The organism is Stenotrophomonas nitritireducens (genome assembly GCF_050984405.1).
Taxonomy (GTDB): Bacteria; Pseudomonadota; Gammaproteobacteria; order Xanthomonadales; family Xanthomonadaceae; genus Stenotrophomonas; species Stenotrophomonas nitritireducens_B.
This window is the reverse complement of the sequence record NZ_CP158790.1, coordinates 3,687,900-3,706,895: the sequence shown is the minus strand read 5'-3', so window position 1 is coordinate 3,706,895 and position 18,996 is coordinate 3,687,900. Positions and strand designations below refer to the sequence as shown.

The 18,996-nt window shown below is 68.1% G+C and carries 16 protein-coding genes; 2 read left to right on the top strand and 14 right to left on the bottom strand.

The window, feature by feature from the left end; genetic code table 11:
- Positions 1-7: 7 nt before the first annotated feature.
- The 10 genes from ABTV91_RS16575 to ilvC form a co-directional block, all read right to left on the bottom strand.
- Positions 8-370, bottom strand: a complete 363-nt coding sequence (locus ABTV91_RS16575; protein ID WP_433852411.1) for a hypothetical protein — start codon at positions 368-370, stop codon at positions 8-10.
- A 665-nt stretch (positions 371-1,035) separates the two neighbouring features.
- Positions 1,036-2,385 (bottom strand): NADP-specific glutamate dehydrogenase, encoded by a 1,350-nt coding sequence (gene gdhA / locus ABTV91_RS16570; RefSeq protein WP_433852410.1) that lies wholly within the window; start codon positions 2,383-2,385, stop codon positions 1,036-1,038.
- Between the two features lie 75 nt (positions 2,386-2,460).
- On the bottom strand, positions 2,461-3,522 hold the full coding sequence (gene leuB, locus ABTV91_RS16565; protein WP_433852409.1) for a 3-isopropylmalate dehydrogenase: 1,062 nt from the start codon (positions 3,520-3,522) through the stop codon (positions 2,461-2,463).
- Between the two features lie 171 nt (positions 3,523-3,693).
- Positions 3,694-4,272 carry a 3-isopropylmalate dehydratase small subunit gene (leuD, locus tag ABTV91_RS16560; protein WP_433852408.1) on the bottom strand — a complete coding sequence of 193 codons (579 nt, stop codon included), beginning with the start codon at positions 4,270-4,272 and terminating at the stop codon, positions 3,694-3,696.
- Positions 4,272-5,690 (bottom strand): 3-isopropylmalate dehydratase large subunit, encoded by a 1,419-nt coding sequence (gene leuC, locus ABTV91_RS16555; protein WP_433852407.1) that lies wholly within the window; start codon positions 5,688-5,690, stop codon positions 4,272-4,274. The genes leuD and leuC overlap by 1 nt, the downstream gene beginning before the upstream one ends.
- A 38-nt stretch (positions 5,691-5,728) precedes the next feature.
- The gene (locus tag ABTV91_RS16550; RefSeq protein WP_433852406.1) at positions 5,729-7,282 is read right to left on the bottom strand and encodes a 2-isopropylmalate synthase; all 1,554 of its coding nucleotides are present in this window, start codon (positions 7,280-7,282) and stop codon (positions 5,729-5,731) included.
- On the bottom strand, positions 7,279-8,397 hold the full coding sequence (locus ABTV91_RS16545; protein ID WP_433852405.1) for a threonine dehydratase: 1,119 nt from the start codon (positions 8,395-8,397) through the stop codon (positions 7,279-7,281). The genes ABTV91_RS16550 and ABTV91_RS16545 overlap by 4 nt, the downstream gene beginning before the upstream one ends.
- Positions 8,398-8,559: 162 nt before the next feature.
- Complete coding sequence (locus ABTV91_RS16540) at positions 8,560-8,817, bottom strand: ACT domain-containing protein (RefSeq protein ID WP_433852404.1); 258 nt, start codon at positions 8,815-8,817, stop codon at positions 8,560-8,562.
- Positions 8,801-10,528: an acetolactate synthase 2 catalytic subunit gene (gene ilvG / locus ABTV91_RS16535; RefSeq protein ID WP_433852403.1), complete on the bottom strand. Its 1,728-nt coding sequence runs from the start codon at positions 10,526-10,528 to the stop codon at positions 8,801-8,803. The genes ABTV91_RS16540 and ilvG overlap by 17 nt, the downstream gene beginning before the upstream one ends.
- Before the next feature lie 37 nt (positions 10,529-10,565).
- A complete protein-coding gene (gene ilvC, locus ABTV91_RS16530; RefSeq protein ID WP_433852402.1) occupies positions 10,566-11,540 on the bottom strand; it encodes a ketol-acid reductoisomerase in 975 nt (324 codons plus the stop codon).
- A gap of 91 nt (positions 11,541-11,631) precedes the next feature.
- Here ilvC and ABTV91_RS16525 point away from each other — a divergent pair, with 91 nt between their 5' ends.
- Positions 11,632-12,015 carry a hypothetical protein gene (locus ABTV91_RS16525; RefSeq protein ID WP_433852401.1) on the top strand — a complete coding sequence of 128 codons (384 nt, stop codon included), beginning with the start codon at positions 11,632-11,634 and terminating at the stop codon, positions 12,013-12,015.
- Positions 12,016-12,351: 336 nt separating this feature from the next.
- Positions 12,352-13,167 (top strand): AfsR/SARP family transcriptional regulator, encoded by an 816-nt coding sequence (locus tag ABTV91_RS16520; protein WP_433852400.1) that lies wholly within the window; start codon positions 12,352-12,354, stop codon positions 13,165-13,167.
- Between the two features lie 32 nt (positions 13,168-13,199).
- On the opposite strand, the gene ABTV91_RS16515 is transcribed toward ABTV91_RS16520, so the two are convergent.
- From ABTV91_RS16515 to ABTV91_RS16500, 4 genes are all read right to left on the bottom strand, one after another.
- Positions 13,200-14,489: a type II secretion system protein gene (locus ABTV91_RS16515; RefSeq protein ID WP_433852399.1), complete on the bottom strand. Its 1,290-nt coding sequence runs from the start codon at positions 14,487-14,489 to the stop codon at positions 13,200-13,202.
- Positions 14,486-15,571: a hypothetical protein gene (locus ABTV91_RS16510; RefSeq protein ID WP_433852398.1), complete on the bottom strand. Its 1,086-nt coding sequence runs from the start codon at positions 15,569-15,571 to the stop codon at positions 14,486-14,488. The genes ABTV91_RS16515 and ABTV91_RS16510 overlap by 4 nt, the downstream gene beginning before the upstream one ends.
- Complete coding sequence (locus ABTV91_RS16505; RefSeq protein ID WP_433852397.1) at positions 15,568-18,186, bottom strand: hypothetical protein; 2,619 nt, start codon at positions 18,184-18,186, stop codon at positions 15,568-15,570. Before ABTV91_RS16505 ends, ABTV91_RS16510 begins: the two co-directional genes overlap by 4 nt.
- An 86-nt stretch (positions 18,187-18,272) precedes the next feature.
- Positions 18,273-18,992 (bottom strand): type II secretion system protein, encoded by a 720-nt coding sequence (locus tag ABTV91_RS16500; protein WP_433852396.1) that lies wholly within the window; start codon positions 18,990-18,992, stop codon positions 18,273-18,275.
- Between the last annotated feature and the right edge of the window lie 4 nt (positions 18,993-18,996).

The window sequence follows — 18,996 nt, the reverse complement described above, 5'->3', positions numbered from 1 at the left end:
GCTGGAGTTAAGCGGCGGCGAAGCCGTCCGCCTTGAACGAATTGTTAGGCCCGCTGACCTTGCTGCAAGCCAAGACGGCATGATGAGGGAGCCAACAATCACTGCGCTCTGTGCCGATCTCGTGACCGTTGGAGCACAGTAAGTTGAAACCGTCCAAACCATCGAGACCGCAGCACCCATTGAGCCTTGCGCTGTCCGGATGGTGCTGAGTGCGCTGAAGATCTTTGAGATTGACCAGAAAGTCACCGTCACACTCAGGCTCAAACTCTCCGTCCGAGACCACAAAGTAACCGGTGGAGAATAGATCCTCTCCGTCCTTCAGGTTGAGGGAAACGCCAACAGGAAGCGGCGCCAGATCGCTGGCGATCACGATGCCGCACGTTGAGCAGTGAAAGGAGGTAATCAAGGGCCTAACGCCATAGTTAATCCGCGCTGCAAAGCGGCGTCGGCTTGAATGAATTGTTAGGAGTCATTGCCGAGCGTCCTCCTACCGAAATTTGCGGCTAAGGAACAGCCACATAAATACGCCCCAAAGGATGCCCGCAATCGGGAAGACGACAAACCAAGTTGCCCAAGTTTTAGGGACTCCCCTCGCGCCACCCATTAGCCACTGGATCAGGATGAATAGGGTGGCCGCGCCCAGGCCCCAACCAAGGACTCCTCTGAAAACAACAAATCTCAAGATGCCCTTGCTGCGGATGTGCTGCCATTTCTCGGTGCTTTCGGCTCGCATTGTCATTCCTTGACCCCTAACGCCTATTCGGCCGCCTAATCGCGGCGTTGCCCCAAGTGTCCCGCTTTCTGGGGCTAATGTGAAGATGTGGTGATGCCAGAGATATCAGTAGCTTGGAAGGAGTGAGGGGTGTGGTGTGCCTCCGAGGCCGACGGTAAACACCGCGCGTTTGCGGCCATATCGGTTACACCCCGAGATCTTCCGCATAACGCAAGCGCCTAAACCCTTGACGGGATGAGTTGCTTGGACCGGGTGCCGGCAGTGTCCCTTCCTCCAGACGGAAGAAGGGACGAATGAACTCTTCAATACAACCCCTGCGCCAACATCGCATCCGCCACCTTCACGAACCCCGCGATATTCGCGCCATCCACGTAGTTGACGCTGCCGTCGGCGCGCTTGCCGTGCTGCACGCAGTTGGCGTGGATCTCCTTCATGATCACGTGCAGGCGTTCGTCCACGTCGGCGTGGCGCCAGGACAGGCGCAATGCGTTCTGGCTCATTTCCAGGCCGGAGGTGGCGACGCCGCCGGCGTTGCTGGCCTTGCCGGGGGCGTAGAGGGTGCCGGCCTGCAGGAAGACGTCCACCGCTTCCAGGGTGGAGGGCATGTTGGCGCCTTCGGCCACGCACAGGGCGCCGTTGTGCACGAGGGTGCGGGCGTCGGTCTCGTCCAGTTCGTTCTGGGTGGCGCAGGGCAGGGCGATGTCGGCGGGGATGTGCCAGGGGCGGCGGCCTTCGAGGAACTCGAAGCGTTTGTCGCCGGCCAGTTCGGACAGGCGGCCGCGGCGTTCGTTCTTCAGCGCCATCACGTCCTGCATGGCCTGTTCGTCGAAGCCGTCGCGGGCGTAGAGGGTGCCGCCGGAGTCGGAGAAGGTGAGTACCTTGCCGCCGAGTTCGGCGGCCTTGAGCGCGGCGAACTGGGCGACGTTGCCGGAGCCGGAGATCAGCACCCTGGCGCCATGGGTTTCGCGGCGAGCGTGGTGCAGCATCTGTTCGACGAAGTAGACGGTGCCGTAGCCGGTGGCTTCCGGGCGCATCAGGCTGCCGCCGTAGGCCAGGCCCTTGCCGGTGAATACGCAGGCGGCGTCGTTGCTGAGTTTCTTCATCATGCCGGCCATGAAGCCGACCTCGCGCGCGCCCACGCCGATGTCGCCGGCCGGTACGTCGGTGTCCGGGCCGAGGTGGCGGTACAGCTCCAGCATCAGCGCCTGGCAGAAGCGCATCACCTCGCCCTCGCTCTTGCCCTTGGGGTCGAAGTCCGCGCCGCCCTTGCCGCCGCCCATGGGCAGGGTGGTCAGGGCGTTCTTGAAGGTCTGCTCGAAGGCCAGGAACTTCAGGATCGACAGGTTCACCGAGGGGTGGAAGCGCATGCCGCCCTTGAACGGGCCGATGGCCGAGCTGTGCTGCACGCGGAAGGCGCGGTTGACGTGGGTGCGGCCGCTGTCGTCGGCCCAGGCCACGCGGAACTGGATGACCCGTTCCGGTTCCACCAGCCGCTCGAGCAGGCCATGCCGCGCGTACTGCGGGTGCTGCTGCAGGAACGGCCAGAGACTGTGGGTGACTTCCTTGACCGCCTGCAGGAACTCGGGCTGGTAAGGGTCGCGGTTGGCGACGTAGGCCAGGAACTCATCGGGACTACGGTGGTTCAAGGGCATTCCTCCTGAAGGTGGGGAAGGGACAGCAAAAGGACAGCCGGAACGAAAACGCGGCCCGTAGGCCGCGTCATGGAGTCATTGCAGGCGGGCGAGAACCGCCTGCGCCGCCTGGGATGTGGAAAGCGCTCGCCCCTGCGCGGCGAGGTCGGCGGTGAACAGGCCGTCGTCCAGCGCGGCGGCCACCGCCTGTTCGACGGCGGCGGCTTCGTCCTCCAGCCCCAGCGAGTGGCGCAGCAGCATGGCCGCGCTGAGGATGGTGGCGTAGGGGTTGGCGATGCCCTTGCCGGCGATGTCCGGCGCCGAGCCGTGGATGGGCTCGAAGATGCCGACCTTGCCCTGCTCGCCCAGCGAGGCGGAAGGGAGCAGGCCCAGCGAACCGGCCAGCATCGAGGCCTCGTCGGTGAGGATGTCGCCGAACATGTTCTCGGTGACGATCACGTCGTAGGCGCGCGGCTTGGCGATCAGGTGCATGGCCATGGAATCGACCAGCTGGTGTTCAAGTTCCACGTCCGGGAATTCCTCGCGGCCGATGCGCGCGGCGACGTCGCGCCACAGCCGCGAGGTCTCCAGCACGTTGGCCTTGTCCACCGAGGTCAGCTTGCCGCGGCGCTGCTGCGCCAGGCGGAAGGCGCTGCGCAGCACGCGCTCGATCTCGGCCACGGTGTAGCGGCACAGGTCGCTGGCGCTGTCGGCGTCGCGGGTCTTGTCGCCGAAGTAGATGCCGCCGGTGAGCTCGCGCACGACCACGAAGTCGACGTCGGCGAGCAGCTCGGGCTTGATCGGCGAGGCGTGCAGCGCGGCCGGGTGGGTGCGCACCGGGCGCAGGTTGGCGAACAGGCCCAGCGCCTTGCGGATGGCCAGCAGGCCCTGTTCCGGGCGCACCTTGGCGTTGGGGTCGGACCACTTGGGCCCGCCGACCGCGCCGAGCAGCACGGCGTCGGCCTTGCTGCAGGCTTCGAGCGTGGCGGCCGGCAGCGGTTCGCCATGGTTGTCGATGGCGATGCCGCCGATGTCGTGTTCGGCGAAAGTGAAGTCATGGCCGAAGCGCGCGGCGATGGCCTTGAGCACGTCCACCGCGGCGACGGTGATCTCGGGGCCGATGCCGTCACCCGGCAGTATGACGATGTTGGCTTGCATGGGGATGTTCCGGTTGTTTGTTTTGTCGTCTGAAGCCCCTCTCCCTCCGGGAGAGGGGTTGGGGTGAGGGTAAGGGGCGAAGCCCTTGCCGTGTTTGGATGCGCGAGGCTTCGCCCGTACCCTCATCCGGCGCTACGCGCCACCTTCTCCCGGAGGGAGAAGGGAAAAGCGTCACGCTGCCCGTTGGCTCTCGTACCGCTCGATCTCCGGCACCCGCCCCAGCAGCCAGCCCAGCTGATCCACGCCTTCCAGCAGGCAGGTCTGCGAGAAGCCGTCCAGCGGGAAGGAATACACCTTGCCGGCGGGGGTGCGCAGTTCGCGCGCGGCCACGTCGATGGTCAGTTCGTCGTCCGGGCGCTGCATCAGTTCCTGCACGTCGGCTTCGTCCAGCACGATCGGCAGCAGGCCGTTCTTCAGCGCATTGCCGCGGAAGATGTCGGCGATCTCGCTGCTGACGATGGCGCGCAGGCCCAGGTCGGTCAGCGCCCACGGCGCGTGCTCGCGCGAGGAGCCGCAGCCGAAGTTGCGCCCGGCCAGCAGGATCGAGCGGCCGGCGTTCTGCGGCTGGTTGAAGGCGAATTCCGGGTTGGGCGAACCGTCGGCCTGCCAGCGCCAGTCGTTGAAGGCGTTCCTGCCCAGGCCGGCGCGTTCGGTGGTGGACAGGAACCGCGCCGGGATGATCTGGTCGGTGTCGATGTTGGTCTGGCGCAGCACCACGCTGCGCGAGCTCAGGGTACGGAAACCGGCCATCACGCCACCTCCTTCTTGAACAGCTCGCGCACGTCGGCGACCTTGCCGTTCACCGCCGCCCAGGCCGCGCTCATCGGCGAGGCCAGCAGGGTGCGCGAGCCGGGGCCCTGGCGGCCCTCGAAATTGCGGTTGCTGGTGCTCACCGCCAACTGGCCCGGTGCGACCAGGTCGCCGTTCATGGCGATGCACATCGAGCAGCCGGGTTCGCGCCATTCGGCGCCGGCGGCACGCACGATCTCGTGGATGCCTTCGGCCTCGGCGTCGCGCTTGACGATCTCCGAGCCCGGCACCACCAGCATGCGCACGCCGGCGGCGACGCGCCGGCCGCGCAGTACTTGCGCCACCTCGCGCATGTCGCTCAGGCGGCCGTTGGTGCAGGAGCCGACGAACACCACGTCCACCGGCGTGCCGGCCAGCGCGTGGCCGGCTTCGAATTTCATGTAGTCCAGGCCCTTCTGCGCGGCGGCGTCGTTGGCGGCCGGGATCGGCGCGTCCACCGCGATGGCGGTGCCCGGGTGCGTGCCCCAGGTCAGGGTGGGGCGAATGTCGGCGGCGTCGATGCGCACTTCGACGTCGAAGCGCGCGCCCTCGTCGCTGCGCAGCGTCTTCCAGTAGGCGATGGCGGTGTCGAAATCGGCGCCCCTGGGGACGCGCGGGGTCTTCGCCACCCAGTCAAAAGTGACCTGGTCCGGCGCCACCATGCCGGCGCGGGCGCCGGCCTCGATGGACATGTTGCACAGGGTCATGCGCTGTTCCATGTCCATCGCGCGGATCGCCGAGCCACGGAATTCCAGCACGTGGCCGGTACCGCCGTTGACGCCGATCACGCCGATGATGTGCAGCACCACGTCCTTGGCGCCGACGCCCGGGGCCAGTTCGCCGTCGACGGTGATCGCCATGGTTTTTGCTTTGCGCTGCAGCAGGCATTGCGTGGCCAGCACGTGGCCGACTTCGCTGGTGCCGATGCCGAAGGCCAACGCGCCGAACGCGCCGTGGGTGGAGGTGTGGCTGTCGCCGCAGACGATGGTCATGCCCGGCTGGGTGAAGCCCTGTTCCGGTGCGATCACGTGCACGATGCCGCGGTTGCTCGAGGCCATGTCGAACAGTTCGATGCCGTACTCGGCGCAGTTTTTCGCCAGCATCTCCACCTGCGCCTCGGAGGCCTTGCTGGCGTACGGCAGCCTGCCGTCGGCGCCGGCCGGCAGGGTCGGCGTGGAGTGGTCCATCGTCGCCTTGGTGCGGTCCGGGCGGCGCGGCTTCAGGCCGCGTTCGCGCAGTTCGGTGAAGGCCTGCGGCGAGGTGACTTCGTGGATCAGGTGCAGGTCGATGTACAGCACGGCCGGCGCGCTGTCGCTTTCGGGGACGACGACGTGCGCGTCCCACAGCTTGTCATACAGGGTCTTGGGTGCGGAGCTCATTGCGTCTTGTTCCGTTGCCTATGCGGGGGCCGTCGCGCTCAGGCGCTGACGGCTTCCTGGGCCTTGCTGCCTTCGCGCTGGCGCAGCAGGCGGTTGGTGACGTCCAGCCAGGCCAGCGCGCTGGCCTCGATGATGTCACGGCTGGTGCCGGTGCCCTCGTAGATGTTGCCCTCGTGGCGCACGCCCAGGTTGGCCTCGCCGCGCGCGTCGGCGCCGATGCCGACGCTGTGCACGTGGTAGCTGTCCAGGGTCAGCTGCACGCCGGTGGCGGCCGACAGCGCCGAGAACAGCGCATCCACCGGGCCGTCGCCCTGCGCGGTTTCGGCCACGCGGTTGCCATCCGGGTCGGACAGCTCGACCAGCGCGTTGGCGCGGCTGCCGACGTCGCTGATGGTCATCGACGCCAGGCGGTAGCCGTCGCCGCCGGAGTTGCCCTGCATCAGGGTCTGCAGGTCGGCGTCGGTGACCACGCGCTGCTGCTCGCACAGCGCCTTGAACTGGTCGAACACCAGCTTCAGCTCTTCCTCTTCCAGCCAGTAGCCCAGCGCACGCAGGCGCGCCTCGACCGCGGCGCGGCCGCTGTGGCGGCCCAGCACCATCTGCGAGGACTCCCAGCCCACGTCTTCCGGGCGCATGATTTCGTAGGTGTTGCGGTTGCGCAGCATGCCGTGCTGGTGGATGCCCGATTCGTGCGCGAAGGCGTTGGCGCCGACGATGGCCTTGTTGCGCTGGACCGGCATGCCCACCAGGCGCTGCAGCAGCTGCGAGGTCGGCACGATGCGGCGGGTGTCAAAGCCCGTGTCGAAGTTGTAGAAGGCGTTGCGTACCTTCAGCACCATGGCGATCTCTTCCAGCGCGCAGTTGCCGGCGCGCTCGCCGATGCCGTTGATCGAGCCTTCCACCTGGCGCGCGCCGCCCTCGATGGCGGCCAGCGAGTTGGCCACGGCCAGGCCCAGGTCGTTGTGGCAGTGGGCGCTGAAGATGACCTTGTCGGCGCCGGCGGCGTTGCCGATGACGTGCTTGAACATCGCGCGGATCTCGTCCGGCGTGGTGAAGCCGACGGTATCGGGCAGGTTGATGGTGCGCGCGCCGGCGGCGATGGCCACCTGCGCCACCTCGGTCAGGAAATCCAGTTCGGTGCGGGTGGCGTCCTCGGCCGAGAACTCCACGTCGTCCACGTAACCGCGCGCCATCGTCACGTGCTTGTGCACCGATTCCAGCACCTGTTCCTTGCTCATGCGCAGCTTGTGCTCGCGGTGCAGCGGGCTGGTGGACAGGAACAGGTGCAGGCGCGGGCGTGCCGCCGCTTCCAGCGCCTTGACCGAGGTCTCGATGTCGGCGGCCAGGCAGCGCGACAGCACCGCCAGCACCGGCTCGCGGACCTCGCGGCCGATCAGCGCCATGGCCTCGCGGTCGGATTGGGAACTTGCCGGGAAACCGGTTTCGATCACGTCCATGCCCAGCTCGGCCAGGGCGCGCGCCATCACCAGCTTCTGCGGTGGGGTCATGCTGCAGCCCGGTGACTGTTCGCCATCGCGCAGGGTCGTGTCGAAGATGGTAATTCGGGGGGTGTTGATGGTTGGAGTAGTCACCAGAGGGTCTCCTCGACAGCGGGTGCGATGATGTTGGGGTGTTCGTTTCGGGTGGGCCGCGGCGCGTTGGGGGCGACGCGGCTTCTAAGTCGTTCGGCGTTGCGCCGTCGCGGTTTGCGCGGCGGGCTGGGGCGCACTTCGGACAACAGCGTGGACAGCACGGTGGCGTCGATGTTGCCGCCGGAGACCACGGCGCACTTGCGCCTGCCGGCCACGCGGCGGCCGGCGGCCAGCGCCAGCGCGCCGGCGCCTTCGGCGATCACGTGTTCTTCCAGCGCCAGCCGCACCAGGGTTTCGCGCAGCTCGGCCTCGCGCACGATGACCACGTCGTCGAGCAGGCTGGCGCACAGGCGGCGGGTGAGGAAGCCGGGGATCTTGACCTTGACGCCGTCGGCCAGCGTGGCAACCGGCGCGATCTCGCGCACGTCGCCCTTGATCGCGCGCGCCATCGAATCCACGCCCTCGACCTGCGCGCCGACGATGCGCACGCCCTGCGATTTCAGCGCCAGCGCCACGCCCGAGGCCAAGCCGCCGCCGCCGATCGGCACGATCACCACGTCCGGCGCGTGCGGGGCGATCTCGATGCCCAGCGTGCCCTGGCCGGCGATCACGTCCGGGTCGTCGAACGCGGACAGGAAGCGGTAGCCGTTCTGCTCGGCCAGTTCGCGGGCGAAGGCGTAGGCCTCGTCGTAGCTGTTGCCATGCTGGCGAACGGTGGCGCCCCAGTGCTGCACGCCGGCGATCTTGGTGGCCGGCGCGCCATGTGGCATCACAGTGATGGCCTGCACGCCGAGGCGGAAGGCGGCCCAGGCCACGCCCTGGGCGTGGTTGCCGGCCGAGGCGCAGATGACCGGGCGTTCGTCGCCGCGCTCCAGCGCCGCCAGCATCGCGTTCAGCGCGCCGCGCACCTTGTAGGAGCCGGTGCGCTGCAGGTTTTCGAGCTTGAGCCAGGTGCCGAAGCGCTCGGCGTAGTGCAGCGGGGTGGGCGGCAGGAAGCGGCGCAGGCGTGCCTGCGCGGCCAATACGTCGGCGACGCTGACGTTTACGCCGCCGGCGCTGACGTTTACGCCGCCGGCGCTGTCGGCATCTGCGGTGGCGCGGCCGCGGTCAGGCATTGCCGGAAAGCGGGGAGCGGGGAAGCGGGAACGGGGAAAGAAGTTGCGCGGCGCTGCGTCGAAGAAGACGCCTCCGCTGCGGACGCGCAGGAACGGCGCACAGGGAACAGGCATTCCCCGTTCCCTGTTCCCCGTTCCCGCGCCGTACGGCTACGTCGGGGTTCATGCCGCTACCCCGGCCGGGTCCAGCGCCACGATCCGTACCGACTCGCAGTCGTAGACCTTCTCCAGCTGCCGGCACAGCGTTTCCGGCGGGCGCTCGCCGCTGACTTCCATCTGCACATGCCAGCGGCCGGCGTCGGTGGCCTCGCGGCTGCCGGCGATGTTGCGCGGGGAGAAGCCCCGGCGTTCGACCATGCCTAGCACGCGCAGCAGCGCGCCTTCGGCGGGCGTCAGCACCAGGTCAAGCCGGTATTGCATTGGAACTCTCCTGAGTGGCCTTGGCGTGGGCGGGGTTGCCTTCCAGCATGGTGCTGTTGGCGTTGTTCGGCGGCACCAGCGGCCACACGTTGGCGCGCGCGTCGATGGCCACGTGCAGCAGCGCCGGGCCGGGGGTGTCGAGCAGCGCGGCCAGCGCGTCCTCGACGTCGGCGCGCTGGGTGATGCGCGTGGCCGGGATGCCGAACACCTGCGCCAGCGCGGCGAAATCCGGGTTGTCGGACAGGTCGATCTCGCTGTAGCGCTCGGCGAAGAACAACTCCTGCCATTGCCGCACCATGCCCAGCGAGGAATTGTCCAGCAGCACGATCTTCACCGGCAGGCGGCAGCGGGCGATGGTGACCAGCTCCTGCACGTTCATCATGAAACTGCCGTCGCCGGAGACCAGCACCACGGTGCGGTCCGGGCAGGCGAACTGCGCGCCCATCGCCGCCGGCAGGCCGAAGCCCATGGTGCCCAGCGCGCCGGAGGTCAGGTGGTTGCGCGGGTGGTTGAAGCGGCAGTGCTGGGCCACCCACATCTGGTGCTGGCCGACGTCGCAGGCGATGACGGTGTCCGGCGGCGCGATCTCGCTCAGGCGCTTGAGCAGCGCCGGCGCGTAGATGTCCTGGCCGGGCGCGTCGTAGCGGGCGGCGAATTTCTCGCGGTTGGCGGCGCAGCGCGCACGCCAGCCGTTGCAGTTGCCGCGGATGCCGGACAGCGCGCGCAGGCCGGCCTTGAGGTCGCCGGGCACGCCGATGTCGGCCTCGCGCAGCTTGCTGATCTCGTAGGCGTCGCCATCCAGGTGGATGACGCGCGCGAACGGCGCGAACTCGGCCAGCTTGCCGGTGGCGCGGTCGTCGAAGCGGGCGCCGACCACGACCAGCAGGTCCGACTCCTGCACCGCCATGTTGGCGGCGCGGGTGCCGTGCATGCCCAGCATGCCCAGGTACTGCGGATGGTTGGCCGGTAGCGCGCCCAACCCGCGCAGGGTCAGCACGGTGGGAATGCCGGAGGCCTCAACGAACTGGCGGAAATCCTCCACCGCCTCGGCCAGGGCGATGCCGCCGCCGCCGTAGATGACGGGCTTTTCGGCGGCGGCGATCATCTCCACCGCCGCGGCCAGGCGCTGCGCGTCCGGTGCCGGCACCGGATCGACCGAGGCCGGCACGTGGTCGGGCAGGTGCGTGGCATCGGCCAGCTGCACGTCCTTGGGCAGGTCGATCAGCACCGGCCCGGGGCGGCCCTCGCGGGCGACGCGGAACGCTTCGGCCACCACCTGCGGCAGGTCGTCGACGCTGCGCACCAGCCAGCTGTGCTTGACGATGGGCATGGTCATGCCGAACACGTCCAGCTCCTGGAACGCATCGGTGCCCAGCAGCGGCGTGCCGACCTGTCCGGTCAGGCACACCATCGGTACCGAGTCGAGCATCGCGTCGGCGATGCCGGTGACCAGGTTGGACGCGCCGGGGCCGGAAGTGGCCACGCATACGCCGACCTTGCCGCTGGCGCGGGCGTAGCCGTTGGCGGCCAACGCCGCGCCCTGCTCATGGCGCACCAGGATGTGCTTGAGGGTGGAATCCACCAATGCGTCGTAGAACGGCATGATGGTGCCGCCCGGGTAGCCGAACAGCGTCTGCACGCCTTCGGCCTCCAGGGCCTGCGTCAACCAGCGTGCGCCGTTGCGTGGCGCGCCGTGGGTGGGAGTGTTCATGCAGCGACCTTTGCCTTTGCGGGTGGGGGACCGCGGGTTACGCGCTCTGCGCCTGCAGCCAGACCATCTTGGCGCGCAGTTCCTTGCCGACCTTCTCGATCGGGTGCTCCAGGTCGGCCTGCTTGAACCGGTTGTAGTTCGGCAGGCCCGCTTCGTATTCGGCCACCCAGTTCTTGGTGAAGGTGCCGTTCTGGATGTCGGTCAGCACGTCCTTCATGCGCGCCTTGGTGCCGGCGTCGATCACCCGCGGGCCGCTGACGTAGTCGCCGTACTGCGCGGTCTCGGAGACGAATTCCAGCATGCGGGTGATGCCGCCTTCGTAGAACAGGTCCACGATCAGCTTCAGTTCGTGCAGCACTTCGTAGTAGGCGATCTCCGGCTGGTAGCCGGCTTCCACCAGGGTCTCGAAGCCGGCCTGCACCAGCGCCGAGGCGCCGCCGCACAGCACCGCCTGCTCGCCGAACAGGTCGGTCTCGGTCTCTTCCTTGAAGGTGGTGCGGATCAGGTTGGCGCGGGCGCCGCCCAGGCCGGCCGCGTAGGCCAGCGCGAACTGCTCGGCCTTGCCGCTCCTGTCCTGGTAGACCGCCCAGATGCACGGCACGCCGCGGCCGATCTCGTACTCGCGGCGCACCAGCGCGCCCGGGCCCTTGGGCGCGACCAGCACCACGTCCAGGTCCTCGCGCGGGGCGATCATGCCGTAGTGCACGTTCAGGCCGTGGGCGAACAGCAGGCACGCGCCCTGCTTCATGTTCGGCGCCAGCACGTCCTCATAGAGCTTCTTCTGCACCATGTCCGGGGTCAGCACGGCGACCAGGTCGGCGTCCTTGACCGCTTCGGCCGGCGCCTTGACCGCGAAGCCGTCGGCCTGGGCCTTGGCTTCGGTTGGGCCGCCGGCACGCAGGCCGACGGTCACGTCGAAGCCGGACTCACGCAGGTTCAGGGCATGGGCGCGGCCCTGGCTGCCGTAACCGATGACGGCGATCTTGATCTGGGGCAGTTCGTTGGAGCTCATGGGACTTGGTTCCTTGCAGTGATAGATGGAGCGCAAAAGAAAACGGCCGTCGCGTCAGGACGCGGCGGCCGTCGGGGGAGGGAGGAGCGCCATGCACGCCGCGGCGGTGCGCATGGCATCGCGGGCGGTGTGTTTCTGCGTGGCGGTATCGGTGGTGAACATGGTTTCAGTTGAAATGGATGCTGGAAACGAAAAACCCCGCACCGGGGCCGGTGCGGGGTCTTTGATCGAATCTGGCTTTTTTCTGCTACGCGCCAGCTCGTCCCGCACCTGTGGGTTCGGTAATAAGCACGAGTACGAGCAGCGCCGCGGCGGAGGCCGGGATGCGGGTCGGGTTGGCGGTGGTGTGGCGTTGCAGCATGGGGTCGAGATAACCACGGCGCTTTCGGCGCTGTCAAGCGTGGTGGCGCATCGCGGCGGCGCATGCGGTGACTTCGTCCGGAAAGCCCCGCCACCGCGGCATGGTTGCGGTTGAAAGTTGTTCGATGCGCAAGGCCGACGATGCCGATGGGCGCCCGCGTGCGCGGGCCGTGGGGCATTCCAGCAGGTGCGCGGCCATCATGCCGGCAGCGCCGGACTCCATGTTCCATCCGGGACCAGTGCGCGGGCGCATAGCGGAGAGGTGTCGCGAAAGCAATTGAAAGCGAGTGATAGGAACCGGACGGTTTTCACGGTTTGGTTAGTGAGTCCCGCGAAACAGCGGGACCGCCAATCCGAAACGCCTGGGGAACCGCATGAACCGTTTTCTCGCCTGCCGTATGGGGAATGGAAGCCCGCGCACTCCGTCGACCGCCGCCATGGGATGGATGCCATGAGCGCGTGGCCGGGCCACGTACAGCCCTTGATCCGCCTGCTGGGCGAATGCCGCATCGGGACCGCCGCGCGGCCGGGCCGGCTGGTCTACCGCAAGGGCTGGGCGCTGCTGGCCTACCTGGCGATCGAGCGCCCGCGCGTCCATCGCCGCAGCCGGATCGCCGCGATGCTCTGGCCCGACCTGCCGCACGGCGCCGCGCTGACCAACCTCCGCCAGGTGCTGACCGACCTGAACCGGGCGATCGTCGCGGCCGCGGGCGAGGGCGTGCTGCTGATCGACCGCGAGAGCGTGCGCCTGTGCCCGGACGCATCGCAGGGGCTGTTCGATATCGATCTGCTGGAACCGGCGCTGCCGGCCGGCGACCGCACGCGGGAGTGGCTGGGGGAGGCGGGCGAACTGCTGGAAGGCGTTTCGCTGGAGCAGTGCGACGAGTTCTGCGAGTGGTTGCCGGGGGCCAGAACGTGGGCGCGGCAACGGCTGCTCAAGGCGCTGGAGCGGGCGCGCGACGCGGCGACGGCGGCAGGCGATGTCGAGCATGCCCTGGGCCTGGCGCGTCGCCTGACGGTGCTGGATCCGTGGGACGAGGCGCAGCACCGCAGCCTGCTGGCGCTGTATCTGCGCCTTGGCGAAACCGGCCTGGCGCTGAGCTGGTATCGATCGCTCGAACGCGGGCTCAGGCGGGAGCTGGCGGTCGAGCCCCATCCGGCGACCCGCGCCCTGGGCATGGAAATCGAACGCCGGATCGCCCGCGTCTCCCAGCCCATGCCTACGTCGAGGGCGTGGGATCGCATCTCCGTCGCCGCCATGGCCTGACGGCGGGCGGCGGCGGGCACGCCCGCCGATGATCAGGGTGTGGGCGCGCTGGTGGCGGGCGGCACATAGGCCTTGGCCGTCGCCTGGGATTGCAGGTCGGGGTACAGCCCCAGCATGTCGGCGCGATACAGCTCGGTGTCCAGGCTGGTTTCGAGCGCGGCGGCATTGGCCGGAAACGTGGTGTTGAACTCCGCCGCCAGGCTGGAGGCCTGGCCCTTGTAGGCATCCGCCTTGCCTTTGGCGATGCCGGCGGCGATCACCGAACCCACCGCACTGCCGATGCCGACGATGGACAGGTTGATGCGCCAGTTCCATGCGCCCAGGGTAGCCAGCGTCTCGCCGACGGTATCGAACACGCCGCCGGTGGCATAGCCGACCTGGGCGATGGAGCCGACCAGCGCCGCGTTGGCGCTCAGCACGCCAGCATCGGCCATCTGGTCCATGATCGCCAGCTGTTCCTTGTAGTCGTACATCGCCGGGACGTTCAAGGTGGCGGCGGCGGCGGCGTTGGCCTGCCCGTAGGTAGCGGCGCCCAGCGCGTCGCCGCAGTTCAATCGTGACCACATCTGGTCCAGGCCGACGGCGACCACCTTGTCGCCGTAGTTCGGGGAACTGGCCTGCCGCGGCGATGCGAATGCGAGAGACGTACCGGTATGCAGCGCGTTCGCCTGGCCCGGCGCGCTGCTGGAAAGGGCATAGGCCACGTTGCCCGCGATCTCCATCGCGGGCAGGACCGGGCGCAGTGTGTGTACCCGGCTGGCGTCGGTCGGATGCTGCATCGCGTTGCGCAGGCCCACGCAGAAATCCAGCCCGTTCAGTTGCAGCTGCGGCATGGCGGCGCACTCCGCGCCGCAACCGGGCAGGGTGAAAACCTCGCCGAGGACTACGCCGGTACCGGCCATGGCGGTGACCTGCAGCACCCTGTTGCGGTCATGCAGCACGGCAAGATCGGCGTCCGCGCCTTCCGGCCGGGTGTCCTCGCCACGGTAGACACCGTAGCGGAGCAGGCCGGCGCGGCTGTCGGGCAGCCCCAGGCTGCGGAACGGAAGCAGGCCCACCGCGCGCGAACAGTCCTCGCCACCGCCGGTGTCGGCCGCCGGACAGGGCAGTCGGCCGTTGCTGGCCGCGAAGGCGGTGATGGCATCGTCGGCGCGCTGCAGCAGCGTGCGCTGGACCAGCTGCGAGCGGTCCTCCGATTCCATGCCGATCCAGCGGGCGAGCAGGATGCCGATGACGCCGAGGATCACCAGTGAAAGGGTCAGTTCCAGCAGGGAGAAACCTGCGGCGGCGCGGTGCGCGCGATACGGAGCGTGGATGTTCAACGTCGGGTTCCTCCGGCGGCGAGCCGCAGTGCGGCCTCGACGCTGTCGACATAGAGCTGGTCGGTTTTCTTCTTCTGCGCTTCCACCCGCTCCAGCGCATCCTCGGCGTCGGCCAGCGTCTGGTTGGCGGAATCCAGGTCGTTCTTGGCCAGGACGACGCTGGCGATCGCGTAGCCGATCGACGTCATCGAGGTGATGTTCTCGGCAATGCCGACAGCGATGGCGAACCCGTCGGGCGGCCAGCCCGCGGCCATCAGGATGACGCCCATGGCCTGGTCGAACAGGCCCATGGCCAGGCCCACGCTCGCGAACGCCAAGGCCGCTTCCGACTGCGCCTGCACGAGCTTGGCGATGCGCACGTCGAATGCCCGGAAATCGCGGTTGAAGCTGGCCGCCTGGCGGATGCTGTAGGCGGTCATCGCCGCCTGCGCGGCGCCGTGCGCACGCGCCAGCAGCTGCGGGCAGGCCATGCGCGATGCGAGTTCGCCCGGCCCGGCGGCCGTGCTGAGCATCGGCTTCCCGGCGGCATCCTCGCTGCCGGGAAGCGGAATCGCCACGGGTGGGCCTGCCATCGCCGCCCCGGGATCGGCGGGTGCGGCAAGCGCATAGGCCGCAGGCAGGCCGAGGATGCCGAGCGTGCGGTTGTCGCGCTGCTGGGTGAACAGGCGTATGCACAGGTCCAGCCCGTTGGGCGTGGACGATACGCGTGCCTCCTCGCCTGGAGGCAGGTGGGGCGCGAACTGGCGGCTGGCCTCGGCCGCCAGTTGCGCATCCACCTCGTAACGGACGCGCAGCCGTGGCGGCAGTCCAAGGGTGCGTACCGGCAGCCAGCCACTGGAGGTGCCCGCATCGGCTTCGCCGTCGCCATCGCCATCGGCGAAGGGCAGGTGGTAGTGCGACAGGCCGAAACCCAGCAGCGCTTCTTCCGACTGCGCCAGCTGCCGCTGCTGCAGGTCGCCAGTGGCGGCCTGCCTGCCCAGCGGCAGCAGTGCGAACAGCAGCCCGGTGAGCAGGGCGGCGATGACCAGGCTGACGGCCAGTTCGATCAGCGACCAGCCCGATTGTCGATGTCGGTTGTTCATGGCGAAGGACAGGTTCCTGGCGTATTGGGCGTGCTGTTGGCGGGCGGCAGCGCCGCGCCCACCGAGCCGAGCTGGTCGGCCATGCGCAGGATCGCTTCCGTGCCTAGCACGAGATTGACCTGGCAGGCGCCGCCCGCGCCGGGTGTGACCAGGTTCTTGAGCTTTTCGCACCTGTCGTTCATGAGCACGTACTGGTCATCGAGCTGCCTGTAGTTCGTCTCGGCCTCGTCGGCGGCGATCTTGGCGGTCCTGTAGTCGTTGTAGGCGCGGCTGTACGGGTAGTGCTCGCACAGGGTTCCGTTGATCCACGGGTTGATGCCGAAGATGCAGTTGAAGATGCTGATCGAGGTATTGGTGCGCAGCAGTTCGTGCTCGTCGGCGTAGTAGAACGGCGGCGCCTCGTTCGACGTGTTGTTCGGGTTGTAGGCACTGCCGTTCTGCCGCCATTCGTACTTGGGATTGCCAAGCGCGGTCTTGCCCACCTCGACCAGGCTCCACCACGACCAGTCTTTCTGCGGATAGTTCAGGTAGGGGGACGGCAGGCCGTCATAGCTGGATTTCCGCGCCGCGACATTGCTGGCGGCGTTGTCCTTGGTGGCCTGGGCGGCGTCGAGTTTGTCCTTCAGGCGCGGCATGCAGGAGGCGTTGGGCTCGGTATCGGTGGTTTCCACTTCGACCATGCTGCCGTCGGGCAACTGCTTGCGCTCGGTCTTCTTGCAGGTCTGGGTGTAGCGCACCGATGCCTTGTCGTTCTCGCATACCTGCCTGAACCTTTCGCGTTCCTCGGTGGTCGACGCGCTGCTGGCTTTTGCGCAGTCACTGTCACGCTGGCTCAGCATGGCCGGCAGCAGCGTGTCGTTCCACTGGTTGTAATTGTTCCTGGCCAGCTTGAGGGCTTCCTCGGCCTCGGAGGCCGCGCGGTTGGCGTCCGACCAGGCTTCGGCCGCCTTGCGCTTGGCGATGGCGTCGGCGATCGCCACGTCCCACTTGAATCGCTTGACCCACTCGTAACCACCCGGGACGAGCTTGCCGTCGGAGTCGTAGACGTAGTCGCAGGCGCCGTTGCTCCAGCTCCGCTGCCCGCCAGAGACGCCCTCGCACACCCACATCCTGTAGCGGCCGTTGTGCATGTCGATCGATTTCGCCTCGTCGATGCGGTAGCGGATCTGTCCGTCGCTGAACGGAGTGATGCGACGGGCGTAGATCTGATCGCGATGGGCCGCCAGCTCGTCGTAGACCTCCTTGGCCTGCTCCTTCTGCTGTTTCAGTCCGTCCTGCCAGACGTTCTTCTGGTCCTCGAACTCGTACTGCGGGGCGAAGTTCTCGTCGAAGACCTGCTTGCCGCTGGAGTCGAGGACCGGAATGAGGTTCCCGTCCGCGTCGCGCTTGAGCACGCGCTTGTCCACGTAACCGCCGTTGGCGGCCGCACAGACCTTGTCGGCCGCCTCGCTGACGTCCTCCACTGGTGGGATGACCGCATTCTTGGCACGCTCCCGGACCTCGATGGTCTTGTTCAGGGCGACGGCCGACAGCGAGACCGTGCCGATGTTCACACCCAGCGCCGCGCCATAGGAAATGATCGAGCCTATCTCCATGGCCACGGCGGAGGCCTTGATCGGGACTTCCCAGCAGGTGGCGCCAAGGGAGGCGATGCAGGTGCCGATGGCGCGTATCAGGTCGGCGATGTCGGTGATGTTGCTGGAGACGGTGTCGGCGATGTGGCCAGCGGCCAGCAGCACCTGGGCTGCCGACATCGCCTGGGCGAAGCTGGCGTCGCGCACGGCGGATTCAGCATTGCCGATGTTGTTGTCCTGCAGGCCGGCCACGCTGTCGTGCAGGGTGAGAGCGGCGGCGAGCGCATCCACCGAGGCGGTGGAGATGTTGTAGGGCGTGGTGTTGATGCTGGAATCGGCGATCTGGCGGCAGCCGACCGCATGGGCGACGCCGGCAAAGGTCTGCACCCGGACGCGGTCGTCGTAGTCGGAGCTGCCCTCGCGCCAAGGCGACTCCAGCGCATTGCCGGTGCCATTGCCGCCGTCGAAGCGGTTGCCCGCGGCGCTGTTTGGGCCAGCGGCGGCGATGCCATAGGCGATGTTCAACGGCAGCGCGTTGCGGTCGGAGGTCGCGGCCAGCGCGCCATTGGCGGTGGCCGCGCCGGCCAGGCCCAGCGTCTGGCAGAAGTCCAGGCCGTTGACCGCGTCGTAGCTGCCATCGGTGTCGTCGTCGTTCTTGAACGTGCGCGGTTCACCGGCCAGGTCGCGAGGCTGGTAGGCGTTGAGCGGCTGGGTCAGATCCAGGTGGCTGCCGGCATCGCCGCGATAGACGGCGTAGCGCAGCGGGCCGACGCCGGGGGCGGTACCGGAGGCGCCGGCCAGCGTGCGCAGGGGCAGCCAGCCGCTGTCGCGGCTGACCGAGCAGTCTTCCTCGCCATCCAGGGTCGTGGCGGGGCAGGGCAGGCGCGAGTTCGAGGCGGCGAAGGAGGTCACCGCTTCCTCGGCCCAGCGCAGGCTGTCTTCCTGGGTCCGGGTCTGCTCGGCGCTGCGGCGGGACTGCAGCAGCACGACGCCGGCGACCAGGGCCGAACTGACCAGCAGCAACAGCACCAGAGCCTGCACCAGTCCGAAGCCGCGGGACGGCGAGGTTACGTGGCGGAGGCGGGAAGGCGATACGGGAGGCATGGCGTGGATCCGTGTCGGAGGGCTTACTGGTTCATCTTCAGATAGGCGGTCATGGTCACTGACTGCCCGTCCGGCTTGCCGTCTTGGGTGTCTACGCCTGTCCGGCTCCAGGGGTTCGCCGCCGGCGGGCTGCCGATCGCGCTGGTGAGGTTGTATCTGGCGGCGCCAGGAGTGGCTTCGCGCAGGCGGCCGAAGCGCGCATCGACGCGGCCATCGATGCGGTTGTCGAGCTGGTTGGCCAGCTCGGGCGTCAGGCCGCGCAGGACCATCACGTTGCGGACGCGCTGCACATAGGTGTCGTCTGGACCAGGTTCGGCCCAGTCGATGACCGAGGTGAAGCACACCTGCACTTCCTGGGGGATGCCGTTGCTGTCCTGGAAGGCATAGCGCGATTCCATGCCCTCGGCCCGTCCGGCCGGCAGGGTGATGCCACGCTTGAGCATCTCGTTGCGCAGGTCCCTGGCGCTCGTGGTGTCGCAGAGCGGATCGGTACTGCCGTTCCTCACGCGACCGCTGGGATTGGCGAGGTTGTCGAGCGGCACGGTGCCGACCTGGGCGACGTAGCGGTCGTAGGCGATGATCCACCCCTGCACGAACTCGGTGCTGATGCGTTCGGCCACGGCGCTGCGGTAGACGTCGCGGCCGACGCTGACCGCGCCGATGATCAGCGCGATCACCACCAGCACCACCGACATCTCCAGGATGGTGAAGCCGCGCTCGCGGCGTGCCTGCATGGACGACATTGAG